Here is a 15171-nt window from a genome sequence, read left to right on the forward strand (position 1 = left end):
TAGTAAAAATAACAAACACGCAAAAATGCGAAAAATTTAGATAGGATATAATTCAAAATCGGCCTATAACAGAATATCATGCTAAATCCTAATCTGGACGAGATCCAGCTCAACAAACAAGAATACGAACGCTACTCTCGCCACCTCATCCTCCCAGAAGTTGGATTGGAAGGGCAGAAGCGCCTCAAAGCAGCCAGCGTACTCTGCATCGGTACGGGAGGACTCGGTTCGCCGCTGTTGCTGTATTTAGCAGCAGCCGGTGTTGGCCGCATTGGGATTGTAGACTTTGATGTTGTAGACCATTCCAACTTGCAGCGCCAAGTAATCCACGGCACTTCTTGGGTTGGGAAGCCGAAGATTGATTCGGCAAAAAATCGGATTTTAGAAATTAATCCTTTTTGTCAAGTTGATTTGTACAATACTCACGTTAGTTCCGAAAATGCGATCGGCATTGCCACTCCCTACGATATCATCATCGACGGCACGGACAACTTCCCGACTCGCTATTTGATGAACGACGTTGCAGTCCTGTTAAACAAACCCAACATCTACGGTTCCATCTTCCGATTTGAAGGACAAGCCACAGTTTTTAACTACCAAGGTGGCCCGAATTACCGCGATTTGTACCCTGAACCCCCCCCTCCAGGGATGGTTCCTTCCTGTGCCGAAGGTGGCGTTTTAGGCGTTTTGTGCGGCATTATCGGTTCTATCCAAGCAACGGAAGCTATCAAAATTATCTTGGGTCAAGGCACAACCTTGAGCGGCAGATTGTTGCTTTACAATGCCCTAGAAATGACATTCCGCGAATTGAAACTGCGGCCGAATCCAGTGCGCCCCGTAATTGAAAAGTTAATCGATTACGAACAATTCTGCGGCATTCCTCAAGCTAAAGACCAGGAAGCGCAAGAACAACAGCAAATTCCTGAGATGACTGTCACCGAACTTAAAAAGTTAATCGATAGCGGTGCGAAGGATTTTGTACTGTTAGATGTTCGCAATCCTAACGAGTATCAAATTGGTCAAATTCCTGGGTCAGTTTTGGTGCCTTTACCGGATATCGAACACGGCGAAGGTGTTGCAAAAGTCAAGGAATTGTTGAACGGGCATCGCTTGATTGCACATTGCAAAATGGGCGGGCGTTCTGCGAAGGCCTTGGGCATTTTGAAGGAAGCCGGAATTGAGGGGATTAATGTTAAGGGCGGGATTAATGCTTGGAGTCAAGAAGTAGATTCGTCTGTTCCTCAATATTAAGCTCAATCTTGTTGTGGGGCGGGTAATTTGCCCGCCGCACTGCGAACTGTTTTTGTGATGGTAATCGATCGGATATGATATGAAAAGGTCGATCGACCTTGCAAATCCCAAATCCAGACAGCCAAACATTTCCCCGCCATAACTCAAGGAAATTAAGAGCAATTCAACAGCAATCTTATTTAATCAAATACGCTCAGTCGCAAAGCTTTAGCTATTTGTTCCAATAGAAATAAGCCACCGACAGAATTTCCCTCTCGATCTAGGGGCGGACTGTAACAGCCGATCGCACCCTCGCCCGGAATTACCGAAAGCATTGCCCCGCTAACTCCCGACTTGGCCGGCAGTCCCACCCGCAGCGCAAAACGACCGGATGCTTCATACAAACCGCAAGTAGCCATCAGTGCTTTGACAGTGCGGCAGTTTTCCCAAAGTGCTTCGTCACTCTTTACCAGCACCATTCCCAGCTTAGCCAAATCCTCCACATTTCCCGACAAACAACAAACTCGATTGTAGGTTTCTAAGGCAATTTCGGCGTTTTGTAGATAACCAAATTTGAGCATTGCTAAGGCGAGATCCCGATTATTTTGATTCCGCTTTTGATTGACTGAATCCAGCATTAACTCGTCAACAAATAACTGACTGTTTGCTTGTTGGTTCAGCCAAGTTTGCAAGTTTTGACAGCGCGCCACAGCATTGTTACCGGGAATCAGAGACGCTAGGGCGATCGCCCCGCTATTAATCATCGGATTTCTCGGCTTTCCTCCATCTATTTCCAGTTGAGTCAGCGAATTGAAAGGCATTTCCGAAGGATCGCACCCCACGCAGTCAAAAACCGTTTTTTCGCCCAATTCGCACAGCAAATAAAGCAGCACCAAGGGCTTGACTGCGCTCATCAGCGGGAATGTTTGAGCAATGCTGCCCCAGCTCAAAATGTTACCGTCAATTGCCCGAATTTGCACGGCCAACCATTCTTTTTCGGCTTCCGCAAGCAGAGGTACGTATGCGGGGACTTGACCGGATTTACTGCGATTAATTGCCTCTTTTGCCCAAGCTGCCAGTTGTTCTGGTTGCAGGGAAGATAGTTTGCTAGTGGATTTTTTCACTGTCGATTAGTCCGTAGGCGCAAATCAACCGATACCGATGCGGTGTCACAGAGTGTAAAGCTATCACAGCAGCCAGCCAAAAATCCGTTGCGCTCGATCGGGAAAGACCTATGTATTGTCAAACTTGATCGCATACATTTGGATCGTTTGAGATTTTATATTAACAGTCCGATCGCGCTTTCGATACTATTTTCAAAAAAACAATGCAACAGCAGGCCAACTTTAAACCCTTATGCAGTTTGTCATTTCCAATCTTATATTGAAACTATAAAAATAAAAATTATCTCAGCCAGAAATCAGTTTCTTAAAATAATTACGCCACTTGAGGTATTGCCAGAAACACGGTTACTTACGCGATCCTAAGCAAACTCTGCTTTAAACCCATTGACATTTTCATCGGCGCGGAGATAATAAGTTTATTGACAATTTTTGAGAAAAAATCTGTCTTTGCATAAAAACCTCTGTTTCGACCAGATATATAAATAGCAGCTTGGCTGACAGCGCTGCGACCCACAACCCACCAGCAGTAACTTGAAAGGCGTTCAGGTTCTTCTGTTTAATCCCCAGCCAGGGGCGGGGTGCATATTCAACTTAACTCTGAAAGAGTTCGCGGAATCCGGCCCGGAAAACCCCCGAACTTCTGAGAACTTAGTATCCAACCATATCTACCAAAATCAGGACAAAACAATGCCAGATGAAGCCACAGCAGAAGCACCAAAACCAGATCCGCTAGCTTTTAAGGGTGTATGCAGCGAAGGAATTCTCAAAGGCAAAGAAATTGAAGGCAAACTAGACCTCAAAGTCATCGTCACCTCCGCCAAAGCTAAAGAAGCGCCACCCCCAAAAAAATCCGAGTGGGAGGCACCTATATTTTGGGCGGTGTTCTTATTAACTGCCAACTTTGCCGTCGGCGACCCCGCAGGACTCAGAAATTACAGCTCCCCACAAAGGCCTCATTCTCACGAGATGTTAAACCAATCTGGGGAGCAGTCGCTGTTGCCTAAGAAAAACACCAGCAACTTGCCAATTTAGGCTCTGGGAGCCTGCCAGCCGCGCATATAGTAATAAAAAGACCCGAAATATTCATCGAATACTCGCGTCGTAGTTACCAAAGCTTCTGCATTAGGCAGAAAATCTGCCGCGTCTAAGCGCAGTCTCGATTTCCCTCCTGACACGGGCTGGTAAGTGTAGAAGTCGGTAGCCCTGGGAATCACCTGGATACCCATATTTGCAAAAGCTAGGCTGGCACGGCGCATCTGAATCGCAGATGTTACCAGGATTACTTTACGCCCAACGCCGCGGCTATCGAGGATTTTTCTCACTTCCTCGGCGCTGGTGCGTATGTTGCGGCCGTTATCGTCAAGAACGATACTGGTGCGCGGCACGCCCATGTTGGTGGCCAGCAAAGTCTTGATATCCTTAGCTTCGCCAGTAGAATTCTGTAAATCTGCTCTGGGCGCGGCGGTAACAATCACCAAAGGTGCTAATTGTTTTTTGTACAAAACGGCAGCGTAGGGCAGGCGATTGCCTGTCTCTGCCATTTGAATCGCTTCTTGGTTGGCGGTGTGGCCGTTAGTCGTTCCCTTACCGAGGAGGACGATCGCCGCTGCTGTTTCGTCGCAGCAAACTGTGCGAGCAGCCGCATCCCGTTCAGCTTGATCGGCGAACCAGTAAGCGACAACTGGCATACTCGAAAGGATCAAAACTAGCAGTGCTGCCAGGATCATTCTCGGTGCCGGGTTGCGGATGCCCCCGTTAGTAATCAGCGCCGATGCAATCACCAGCAGGGTGATCGAAAAACCAAGCGGCTTAAAGAAGAAGGCTATGAGGCCGAAAATCGCTGCTCCGACTGGCGTGTCTGGCGCGAAAAAAGCCAGGAACAAAAGGCTGATCAGCAGCAAAACGCGCAGCCTGTCTATTAACGGATTGTCTTTGCCTCCTGATTGATCCCACCACGATTTGATCAGTGAGAAGAGGAGGAATAGAAATAGAATGCGAGCTAAAAGTTCTGGCATCTTGCAATATTCTGTGTCTTCATAAATTAGTACGGAAGTCTGGAAACGATCGCGCATTTAGCTGCGCGAGGAAATACTGGTATCGGTGGTTTTTAATTTTTGCCAATAACCCAGTCCGATCGCATTTCTCAGAAAGGTTCGATTCCCCTCAGCTCTCAACTATGGGTTGCAGGCTGCAAGCCCGCTACTTCCAGTCAATCGATTGAAGAATTGAATAATTTTAGATTTTAGATTGACTCCACAGATAAATCTGGGAGCTGGCACTTCGCTCTAAAATGTTAGAATCTCCAAACAAGATAGTCGGGACACGGTACCCGTTTTGGGGCGGGTTACAGATTGCTGAGAGTTAATTGGTAATTGATAATTGGTAATGGTTGATTGGTAATTGCTAATGGAGCGAGCCAGCAGCCTGTAAAATTGGTAATTCCAGCCTGCTTTCTGCTGCCTGCTATTTTCCCATTATCTGTTACCCATTTACCAATCCCAATTTATAGGCGTTTCAGTTGATTCCGAATTGCCTGCGTTACCGTTTGAATTACTTTAACACGAGCATAATACTTGTTATCGGCCGCAATTAGCGTCCAGGGAGCTGTCGGCGTGCTGGTGCGCTGAATCATTTGATTTACCGCCACTTCATAATAATTCCACTTTTCTCGATTCCGCCAATCTTCTTGAGTGAGTTTGTATTGTTTAAATGGATTATTTTGTCGGTCTGTAAACCGCTTTAGTTCCTCGTCGGGACTGATGTGCAGCCAGAATTTAACTAAGACACAACCGAAACTGGTGAGTTGCTCCTCAAATTCGTTGATTTCCTGGTAAGCTCGACGCCATTCGAGTTCGGTGGCAAATCCTTCGACTCGTTCGACGAGCACTCTACCATACCAACTGCGATCGTAAATGCTGATTTTACCAGCAGTCGGCAACTCCCGCCAGAAGCGCCAGAGATAGTGGTGAGCTTTTTCTTCGTCCGTCGGCGCAGCAAAGGCATTGACGGAGTAACTGCGGGGGTCTAGGATGTCCGTCAAACGTTTGATCGCACCTCCTTTACCGGCCGCATCCCAACCTTCAAACAGCACTAAAACGGGGATTTCCTTTTCGTGGATGCTTTGTTGCAGTTCGCCAAAACTCGTTTGTGCTTCGCGAAGTTCGTGTTTGTATTCGTCTGGCGACAAGGATAGAGTTAAATTTACTTGGGCGAGCAAGTCTGGTTCGGTGGGTTGCAACTTTTCTTGAGGCGGCAGTTTCAGGGGTGCAGATTGCGCTGGCTGTGTGTCTAAGGCTTCTGTAATTTTGGCTGCCATTTGCGTTAAAACTTTGACTCTCGCCCAGCGCTGACAGTCGCCTTCTACTAGCGTCCAAGGTGCCGGGCCCGTGCCGGTTTGAGTTATCATTTCTTCGGCCAAAGTTGTGTATTCTTGATATTTTTTGGCTTGTTTCCAATCTTCCGGCCGCACTCGCCAAGCTTGTAAAGTATCGTCTTCTAGTTTTTTGAGCCGATGTTTGAGTTCTTTTTTGCTCAGATGAATCCAAAATTTGGCAATTGCCGCGCCGTCGTTTACCATCATTCGCTCGAAGGCGTTGATTTGTCTGATGATTGTCGGTACTTCGGCCTCGGAGACTCTCTCGAACAACCGGTCTTCTAAAAGATGAGTGTACCAACTGTGATAAAAAAAGCCAATCCGACCGCGGGCTGGGAGTTTCTGCCAAAACCGCCACAGAAAAGGATAGTCCATTTCTGCCTCTGACGGCGGCCAAATCGGGTGCACGGTAAAGCCGCGCGGGTCCATGTAACCCACCATTTTTTTGACGAGTGCGCCTTTGCCCGCAGCGGCCCAGCCTTCGAGTACGATGATTACGGGCATTTTTTTTTCCCAGCAGGTTTGTTGGAGCGATCGCAACTGCTGCATTAAAACTTCGATTTTGGTCTCATAGGTTTCTTTATCCAGCGAAATATCTAAATCGAGGTTGTCAAGCATATTTACCTCACACAAATCCCAGAAAGCAGTTTAACGTCAGTTTAACGTTCGGATAAAGTTAAATCTTCAAGTCTGGCAAAAAGTTATCAAAACTATACTTACGAACGCTTCAAAGCGCGCTGCTTCTGCCGTCTAAACCAGGATCGGGCTAATACTAACAAAACTCCCCTCAGATCGAAGTTGCCAAAAAAAACCTGAGCGGTTATAGTTGACTTAGGGAACTTTTTAAGAACTTCAACTGTTCCCCTCCCCCGATCGGGTGAGTTAAAAGAAGCAGCAACAAATTCTTGAAAGAGGATTTGTTGTAAGATAGAGCAAAAGTAAAAATCAACTACCCGGTGGGGGTGAAAACTTCTTTACTTAGCTGCATTAAATTTATTTAAACAACAGTTACTTAAGCACCAGCTTTGATAACTTCGAGGACGCTGCTTGCAAAGGTTGGGCGTTCCTCTAACCACAGACTTCAATAAAAAAAACTGCCCAAATGGGCTAACCAATTTTTATGATTGCGCTATGAGATAAAACCTGAAAGCCTGGGTGATATAAACAGGTTTATGAGTTTTATCAACATCATTCTCTAATAATAAAATCAGTTGAGGTGCGGACTGCTGCAGCCCCAAAAAAACATTGATTTATTGTGTAACAGGCTTTCTGGCCTCTTACATCCTAAATAGATTTTTTGTGGAACAGCCATCTTGACTGTTACTGACATTTGTGCAAAATGTCAGAATTACTCTACTCATTTGCCAATACCGATTAACAGGAACATTCCGAAATTACGGATTGTAAGTTTTTTATGAATATCTTGACAACACGCTCCTATAAGGGCGAAAGTGACTGGCGCGCGATCGCAAATTTAATAGATGATTGCGAAACAGTCGATCGACTAGGCGAAGAAGTTTCAGCAACTGAACTAAAGCTGATCCTTGACGCCCCCCAACTCGACAAAGCCCGCGATGTCCAATTGTGGGAAGACGGTAACTGCAAACTCATCGGTTTGGCACTGTTAGATATGCCAGATTCCACCGATGAAATAGAAGCTTGTCTCTGGTTTTACGTGCATCCAAATGTACGGGGTGAAGGCTTAGAAAAAGACATAATTAAATGGGGAGAAACACGCCTGGGCGAAGTAGGAAAAAAATGCAATTTGCCCGCAAAATTGCACACCTACAGCCGTGAGGATAAAACCGATCTGATGCTACTGTTAGAGAAACAGGGCTTTGAAGTCGATCGCTATTTTCTCACAATGGCGCGATCGCTCGCCGAACCCATTCCCACACCCGAATTTCCCGCAGACTTTGCGCTGACACACGTATCGGGAGAACAAGACATCCAACCCTGGGTAGAAATGTTCAACCAGTCATTTATCGATCACTGGAACCACCACGATTTAACTGCCGAAATCGTGCGCTACTGGATGCAAGACGAAAATTATCAGCCGGAATTAGATTTAATTGCTGTTTCGGGCGATCGTAAATTTGCAGCTTTCTGCGACTGTCAAATCAAACCCCAAAAAAATCCCCGCAGCGGCACAAAAGACGGCTGGATTGAACTATTGGGAACGCGGCGCGACTTTCGGAAAATGGGTTTAGGAAAAGCAATGTTGTTAGCCGGATTGCATACCTTAAAAGCAGCGGGTGCAAATACCGCTAAACTCAGCGTCGATGCTGACAGTTTGACAGGCGCGACAAAGCTTTATGAATCAGTCGGTTTCCGCCTGATGGAAACTTGGCAATCGTGGGCAAAAGCCGTCTAAACTCATACTTATATCAATTCCGGTTGCATCGGAATAATAAAATCGAGTCAACAGTCAACAGTCAACAGTCAACAGTTACCAGCCAGTAGGGGCGGTGGATGGTGCGGGCCCGCCCTCTTAACCGTCAACAGTCAACAGTCAATAGTCAACAGTTACCAGGCTCTGCCTGGTAATGCAGATGCTGTGCCTCTTTCGGCGCGAAGGATTTTGTAGGGTTCGTGATAGTGCGGGCCAATCCTCCCTTGTGTCATTGTTCGCTTTGTTTCGTCACCTCGACATAAATATGTTCTAACCGCACCGGATACCGAGCGATCGAATAAATAGAAATCCCATCAAAAAGCAAAATAATCTCTTTTAATTCCAAACGTTCCGGTAGCCAAAAAGCCAAATCGCTACCGTAGCGGCGGGGAATGAAACCGTATTTTGCAGCGCGAACGATCGCCTTTTCTTCCTCAGCAGTTTTAACAACAATAATTTCCTGAGCCGGAATCAGTTTTTGCAACTCTTCCAAACTGCCCTCAGCCACAATACTACCATTCTTTAAAATTCCAATTTTCTGACACAGACGCTCAGCTTCATCTAACAAGTGAGTTGTTAGCAAAATTGTAATTCCTTCCGATTGCAAGCGCTGAATTAACTCCCAAATTTCATAGCGAGCCTCAATATCTAAACCCGTTGTCGGCTCATCTAAAATTACTAATTTAGGCTGGTGTACCAAAGCCACCGCAATATTCAAACGGCGCTGCATCCCTCCGCTCAAAGTTTCCACCGGACTTTGAGCTCTATCAGTCAAATTTACAGCCTTTAAACATTGTTCAACTTGATAGCGGCGCTGCTTGCGGTCTAAAGCGTAAATTTGAGCAAAAAAATTGAGATTTTCTTCGCAGCTAAGGCTTTTGTAAAGCAAATTTTCCTGTGGTGCTACACCTATTAACAATTTAGTAGACTCCGAAACAGGTTCGCCATTGATAGAAACTTTGCCGCTGTCAGCATTTAGCAAACTGCATAAAATATTGATAGTTGTAGTTTTCCCCGCCCCGTTTGGCCCGAGTAAACCGTAAATTTCTCCTTTTTGAATGTGCAGTGTTAAATTTTTAAGCACTGAACGCGAACCGTAAGATTTATTGAGCTTTTCTATTTGCAGCAAAATTTTACATCTCCTTAAGTTTAATAGTACGATCGCACAGAGTTAGCTAGAAAGCGGGTTTTTTACGACAAATACTGCGCTTTCGCCCACAAATTCAGTAAAAAACCCGGTTTCTTCGGTCTTACTTAAAGCCTTCTTTCCACTCTCAACATCCGCCGATAAGACATCCATCCGCCTCCGAGCATTAACATAGCAAAAACAAACAAAAACCAGAAGTGCGATTCAATATCAGCAAAATCTTTGCCACCAGCCCATACACCCATCAGTGCTTCGTTCATGTGATAAATTGGATTGTACTGGGCGATATCCAGCAGAGTTTTGGGAAAAAGCGAAGCAGGCAAAAATGCCCCTCCTAAAATTAACAAAGGAACGCCGAAAGCCGCTACTAGCGAATTGACATCTTCAGTGCGCCTCGCAAACTGCGTGCCGAGAATAAAGCCGACTCCTACGTAAGATATAATACTCAGTAAAATAATCGCGCATCCTAATAAAATAGAGCCTTGAAATTGTGCTCCGAAAAAAGAGGCGATCGCATATACTAAGATTACCTGACCGATGCCGATACAACTGTGAGCCAGAAAAATTCCTAAAAAGTAAGAAGTGCCGCTCAAGGGGGAAATAAACAAGCGTTTGAGAGTGTGCTGTTCTCGCTCTGAAACCACCGTTGCTACGCTGCCGCCGAGACAGCTAAAAAATAAAGCCGCTCCTACTAAACTTGCAGGTGCGGCACTTTCAAAAGCTTTATCTGTAGTGAGATTAGCCCGTTCTTTTAAAATTAAAGCGTTAATTAGCAAGATAGAAATTGGAAAAATACTCCACAAGACTAAGCTGCGCCGCCGTCTTCCCAATTCAATTAAAATTCGCTGCGCTACTGCGAGGGTTTCGTACCAGTATTTCATAGAGTTTTTATTAGCATTGTTAGAACTAGAAATTGATATTGAGCCAGAAAAAACACTGACAATCAAAAGGGTTCGTTGTGAGGAATTGAGTCCGCATCAAGAAGGAATAAATTCCTCACTACAAACCTTATTGATGGTGTTAAATTTACCGGACATTATATGACAATTGATAACGACACTACGGCATATTATATCGCGTCCGGTCTGTTAAAAATAATAAAACTGCTTCGTAGTGCAGACTTTAGTCCGCACTACTAACCAATCATTTTTGTTGCGGCAATCTACCGGACTTAATATTTTACCATATAAAGATCGATAATTTTAAATGTTAATAAAAAACCCGCCCGCGCGGGTTTTTTGATTCAATCGGACTCGGTTTTAACTCTTCACTTTCTGTCGCTGCGCTCATTTAATACTAAAGTTCGTACCTCGATAGCATCCTTGAAAAGAAGTTAAACTTGTGCGGTTTATCTGTTCCAATTTGGTGACTAGAGAGTCATTTTCGCCACTTTCAGGAGTAGCATCCCACTTGTAGATAAAGTTGCCGATATGCTCTCCGGTTTCTTCGTAACTGTGCTCTTCTATGGGAATTCCAGAAACTCCAGAAACAGTTTGGTTGTGGTATCCGTTAACAATGATTTTCTCGATAACTGCTCCGGGTTCTACAGTCAGGTTCCAGTTAATCGGTTCGTAGGCGGAAAGTGCAAGAATTATTGGCTTGTTTCGGCGTTCTACTTTGACTTCGATAGTGCTTTTCGCTCTTTTTCCGTTCCCGTGAGCGGCATTTGCTTCGTAAACCCCGATTAAGTGAAGCTCTTTATTTCCCTTTGACGAACCGACATAAGATGAAAAATCGTCGGAACCGCCAATCCCGCAGTTGGCGCTAGAACTAATTGGGGAAATAAAAGTTGTTTTTTCGGCTAGTTTCTGTTGCACCGCCGGGACAACCCAGAGTCCGGTTCCGACTCCTAAAGCACCTATCAAAGCGGCTGCGATGCCGAAAGGAATGGCGTTTGTCAGGTTGCGAAAGGCTTTTTTGGCGGTTAGTTTAGATAGCGTTTGCTGCCAAGTTTCAGGGTTTGGTAGCGAACTCTGGCCGCCATCGAGACAAGCTAACAAAGCTAAACTTTCCGGCTGTTCGAGCAGATTCTGCACTGCTTTCTCTTCGCCGGCGTAGAGAATTCTAGTTTCTCTGTCTAAAAGCAGCCAGTAGCGATCGCCCTCACCGAAGTTGTATTCTCGTACAGCAGGCTGAACTAAATCGTGCTGCAAAAACACCAGCCAAGCCATATTATTGCCGGTGCCGACTGTTTTGCCGTCGCTGGAAATAATTTGGTCGATGTCTGGTTCCCAACCCCAGGCTACCCAGCGGCTATCTCCTCGATAACCAAGGGATTTTTCCAGTTGCGGGTGAGCAGTTATTTCTAAGCGTTGAACTAAGTTTGACACAATAGGTATCCTCAAGCGCGTGAAGCGAAGCTATCCTGTTCGCGAAGCGTTCCCGAAGGGTAGGGAATCGGCACTTCAATGTCTTAGCTTAACTCATCCCAGGCAGTTCAAAAAGTGCCCGTGCCATTGCCATTTCCACCGTTTGGAGACAAATTGTTGCTCCGGGGAGTGATATTCGGCGAAGTTCCCGGATTGAGATTACTGGGAGTGGTATTCGGCGAAGTTCCAGGATTGAGATTACTGGGAGTGATATTCGGCGAAGTTCCCGGATTGAGATTATTGGGAGTGGTATTCGGCGAAGTTCCCGGATTGAGATTACTGGGAGTGATATTCGGCGAAGTTCCCGGATTGAGATTGTTGGGATTGGCGGGATTGGGCGAAGTTCCCGGATTGAGATTGTTGGGATTGGCGGGATTGGGCGAAGTTCCCGGATTGAGATTGTTGGGATTGGCGGGATTGGCGGGATTGGCGGGATTGGCACTCCCAGGAGTAGTTATGGGAGTGCCCACAGCATCTCTCGTGACGCTGTTGGGGTTCGGGGCTGCAGCCGGATTACTTACGTTGCGGTTGTTTGCAGGAGCATTGGCGGGGTTGCCGGCGGCGGGAGCCGTTTTTTGGGGCTCGGCGTTGGTGCCGCACAATCTGACTAAATCAAAAGTTGTACCGCTTGGGGTTTCGATGAAGCAAACCGGCACGTCTACTCGGGGGTTTGAGGCTCTGGGAAAGTTGCCTGCGTCCACCATCGGGCGGCTAAAGGCAGCTTCAGCCATTAGTGGGGTTAAAGCAGCCGATAGAGCGACTGTTATTTGTAATAATTTCATCAGCTTTTCCTCAAATTTTGCTTTTTATTGCTCTAGTATTGCCGATAAACTGCAAAGTGTCCTGAGTCTAAAAGCCGATATTTTCGATCGCTCTTTCTTAGGCGGCTCATTTTGGCTGCAACATTTGGCGCACGTAGAAAAATGATTCGGCGGTTGAAACCGCCAGAAAGTCAAACAAAGATGATCCGGCGGTTGAAACGCGGAAGAGTCAAACAAAGTCGGCCTGCGCCGACTGGTTGATAAAGATGATCCGGCGGTTGAAACCGCGTCTACAGAAACAAAGTCGGCCTGCGCCGACTGGTTCATAAAGGGTATCCAAAACCCGGATTTGGTATGACAACTAACAACTAACTACTAACCACTGACAACTGACAACTAACAACTGACTATTTAGTACCGAATGCGCGGATCGATGTAAGCATTCAAAACATCAATTACAATGCTAGCAATTACTACAATCCCAGCAAAAAATACCACAATACCTTGAACAGTTGGATAATCCCGCAAACTAATCGCTTCGTAAAGGCGATTTGCCAGCCCCGGCCACGAAAAAGTAACCTCGGTTAAAATAGCGCCGCCCAACAGTGCAGCAAAAGTCAATCCTAAGACAGTAATCACCGGAATTAGCGCATTTTTCAGAGCGTGAGCCCATAAAATCTGAAATTCAGGAATGCCGCGAGCTCGGGCTGCTTCCACATAATCTGCTTGCAAAGTTTGCTTGAGATTCACCCTGACAATTCGCTCAAAGATGCCGCTCAAAAGAATGCCCAGCGTCAAACTCGGAAGTGCCAAATAATGCAAACTGGTGAGAAACTGACCCGGGTTAGCGCTCAGGAGACTGTCTACAGTGTAAAGTCCCGTGTAGCTTTGGGGGGCTCTTAATGTCACCGGAAAGCGGGTTCCCAAGGGAAACCAGCCCAACTGCACCGCGAAAATCAACTGCAAAACCATGCCAGCCCAAAAAGCCGGCAGCGAGTAAGTGATAATGCCAAACAAACGGCCTGCTGCATCGAAAATAGTGTTGGGGCGGGATGCTGCGAGGGAACCGATACTGATGCCGACAATTAAAGCTATGGCCATGCTACACACTGCTAATTCCACTGTAGCGGGGAAATAATCTCCGATAATTTGCCAGACTGTTTGTCCGCGAGTGGTGATGGAGGTTCCCAAGTCGAAGCCCAACAAGTCTTTCATGTATTTAAGATATTGTTCCCACAGGGGTGCGTCGAGACCTAGTTGGGTTCGCATTGCTGCTTTAGCGGCGGCGGGAGCTCGCGAACCGAGAATTGCGTCTATGGGGTCGCCCGGAGTGGCCCGGAGCAGCAAAAATACTGCTGTGGTGATTGTCCACAACATTAGCGGTGCTAGGAGTAAGCGGACAAAAATATAAGATTGCAGGGCTTTTGAACGAGACATAATATTTGGGAATTGGGAATTGGGAATTGGTTAGTTGTTATTGGTTATTGGTTATTGGTTAGTTGTTATTGGTTATTGGTTAGTTGTTATTGGTTATTGGTTATTGGTTATTGGTTATTGGTTGGCTATTAGTTATTGGTTATTAGCTATTGGTTATTAGCTATTGGCTATTAGTTGTTGGTTGTTAGTAGTTAGTTGTCAACAGAAGTTGGTAATTTAGCATAGTTCCTTCCTTTTGCCTGATGACGTTGGACGTTTGATCGGGGGATCGCTAGTAACTAGCAACCAATAACTAGCAACGAATTAATAACCAATAACCAATAACCAATTCCCAATTCCCAATTCCCAATAACAACTAACCAATGACTAATGACTAATGACTAATGACCAATTTTCCTATTCGCCCAGCAGCGATTCAAATGCGGCTTGTAAAGACTTGATGTCGCCTACTCTGGCGACTAACAAGTTTTCGCTGCCGGCATCCTGCAACCTGTCCTTCCAATACTGGATGCTCTCGGAGTTTTGAAACCAGAAACTAATTACGGTGTCTACGACTCGATCGACATCCCAGCCGCGATAGGGAGAAACTATCTCTACGGATGCCACAAAGGAATCGAGAGTACACTTCCGGTTTCCCAAGTATTCTACACCGGACGGTTGCTGTTGTTGCAGCAATTCCTGCTGCTGGTTAAAAAATGATAAAGTTGGAGATACGCCCAGGATTTCAAATGTATAGTTCATGTCATCCTCCAGAAGTATTATTTTGCTAAAAGGTCGTAGCGGAGCGGGGCGCAAGCGATCGTCCGTTTGTCAACTGTCAACAGTCTACTGTTCAACCTCTTTTGGCGCGATCGGGATTTGGCCCGCTTATTTTATTAATAGCAAATTTTTTAACAGAGGATTGTCAAATAACTTACATTTGTGATGGCTTGGTAGAAAAATTTAGAATCAATTTTTTTTTCAGCAGGGACAAGGCTGGCGTTCGGCACCCGGAGAAAATGAGAGAATTGTAGATTTTAGACAATTTGAGGTTTGAGGTTAAATAATAATTGGGACTGATTGATGAATTAAGGGATCAAAGCTTGCCTGCAGTTGTATTATGTTTAATCGGGTGTGAGTTTTGGGCGCTGTGTCCCCGATCGCGATCGGCGCATTCACAAAAGTAGTGGCACAATTAATATTATAATTTTTTACAGTAGCTGTTGAAACCTCAACCAAGTTTTGAGCGGCAGGCTACGGCACTTCACTATTGGTGTGCAACTTGATAATTTATAATATCTAGGGCATCTTTTAATCGACAAACGATACGCAAACCTGGTAAGTGCAAGAATATTGATG

General features: G+C 45.7%; 12 protein-coding genes. 3 read left to right on the forward strand and 9 right to left on the reverse strand.

Translation table 11 applies throughout. The features are described from left to right. Positions 1 to 78 precede the first annotated feature (78 nt). The gene (gene moeB / locus QT998_RS20975; protein ID WP_333117451.1) at positions 79 to 1251 is read left to right on the forward strand and encodes a molybdopterin-synthase adenylyltransferase MoeB; all 1173 of its coding nucleotides are present in this window, start codon (positions 79 to 81) and stop codon (positions 1249 to 1251) included. A gap of 179 nt (positions 1252 to 1430) precedes the next feature. Here moeB and glsA read toward each other — a convergent pair whose 3' ends face one another. Then, the gene (gene glsA / locus QT998_RS20980) at positions 1431 to 2354 is read right to left on the reverse strand and encodes a glutaminase A (RefSeq protein WP_333117453.1); all 924 of its coding nucleotides are present in this window, start codon (positions 2352 to 2354) and stop codon (positions 1431 to 1433) included. A 687-nt stretch (positions 2355 to 3041) separates the two neighbouring features. Between glsA and QT998_RS20985 the strand changes: the two genes are divergently transcribed. After that, positions 3042 to 3386, forward strand: a complete 345-nt coding sequence (locus QT998_RS20985) for a hypothetical protein (protein ID WP_333117455.1) — start codon at positions 3042 to 3044, stop codon at positions 3384 to 3386. On the opposite strand, the gene QT998_RS20990 is transcribed toward QT998_RS20985, so the two are convergent. Together QT998_RS20990 and pap are read right to left on the reverse strand one after the other, a co-directional pair. Next, positions 3383 to 4369, reverse strand: a complete 987-nt coding sequence (locus QT998_RS20990; protein ID WP_194065811.1) for a YdcF family protein — start codon at positions 4367 to 4369, stop codon at positions 3383 to 3385. The genes QT998_RS20985 and QT998_RS20990 overlap by 4 nt on opposite strands. A gap of 488 nt (positions 4370 to 4857) precedes the next feature. After that, complete coding sequence (pap, locus tag QT998_RS20995; protein WP_333086866.1) at positions 4858 to 6345, reverse strand: polyphosphate:AMP phosphotransferase; 1488 nt, start codon at positions 6343 to 6345, stop codon at positions 4858 to 4860. Positions 6346 to 7141: 796 nt separating this feature from the next. Between pap and QT998_RS21000 the strand changes: the two genes are divergently transcribed. After that, positions 7142 to 8101 (forward strand): GNAT family N-acetyltransferase, encoded by a 960-nt coding sequence (locus QT998_RS21000; RefSeq protein WP_333117457.1) that lies wholly within the window; start codon positions 7142 to 7144, stop codon positions 8099 to 8101. Between the two features lie 247 nt (positions 8102 to 8348). Here the strand turns inward: QT998_RS21000 and QT998_RS21005 are convergent, their stop codons facing one another. The 6 genes from QT998_RS21005 to QT998_RS21030 form a co-directional block, all read right to left on the reverse strand. After that, positions 8349 to 9248 carry an ABC transporter ATP-binding protein gene (locus tag QT998_RS21005; RefSeq protein ID WP_333086869.1) on the reverse strand — a complete coding sequence of 300 codons (900 nt, stop codon included), beginning with the start codon at positions 9246 to 9248 and terminating at the stop codon, positions 8349 to 8351. 125 nt (positions 9249 to 9373) lie between these two features. Continuing rightward, complete coding sequence (locus tag QT998_RS21010) at positions 9374 to 10147, reverse strand: ABC transporter permease (RefSeq protein ID WP_333086870.1); 774 nt, start codon at positions 10145 to 10147, stop codon at positions 9374 to 9376. A gap of 405 nt (positions 10148 to 10552) precedes the next feature. After that, complete coding sequence (locus tag QT998_RS21015) at positions 10553 to 11596, reverse strand: hypothetical protein (RefSeq protein WP_333086871.1); 1044 nt, start codon at positions 11594 to 11596, stop codon at positions 10553 to 10555. Positions 11597 to 11703: 107 nt separating this feature from the next. Further along, positions 11704 to 12417, reverse strand: coding sequence for a hypothetical protein (locus tag QT998_RS21020; RefSeq protein ID WP_333218140.1), 714 nt, complete (start codon positions 12415 to 12417; stop codon positions 11704 to 11706). 390 nt (positions 12418 to 12807) lie between these two features. Further along, entirely contained in the window at positions 12808 to 13833 is a 1026-nt protein-coding gene (locus tag QT998_RS21025; RefSeq protein WP_194065756.1) for an ABC transporter permease, read from the reverse strand. 396 nt (positions 13834 to 14229) lie between these two features. After that, entirely contained in the window at positions 14230 to 14574 is a 345-nt protein-coding gene (locus QT998_RS21030; protein ID WP_333086873.1) for a hypothetical protein, read from the reverse strand. Between the last annotated feature and the right edge of the window lie 597 nt (positions 14575 to 15171).

Source organism: Microcoleus sp. S1D4 (assembly GCF_036700765.1).
In the GTDB taxonomy this organism is placed as follows: Bacteria; Cyanobacteriota; Cyanobacteriia; order Cyanobacteriales; family Microcoleaceae; genus Microcoleus.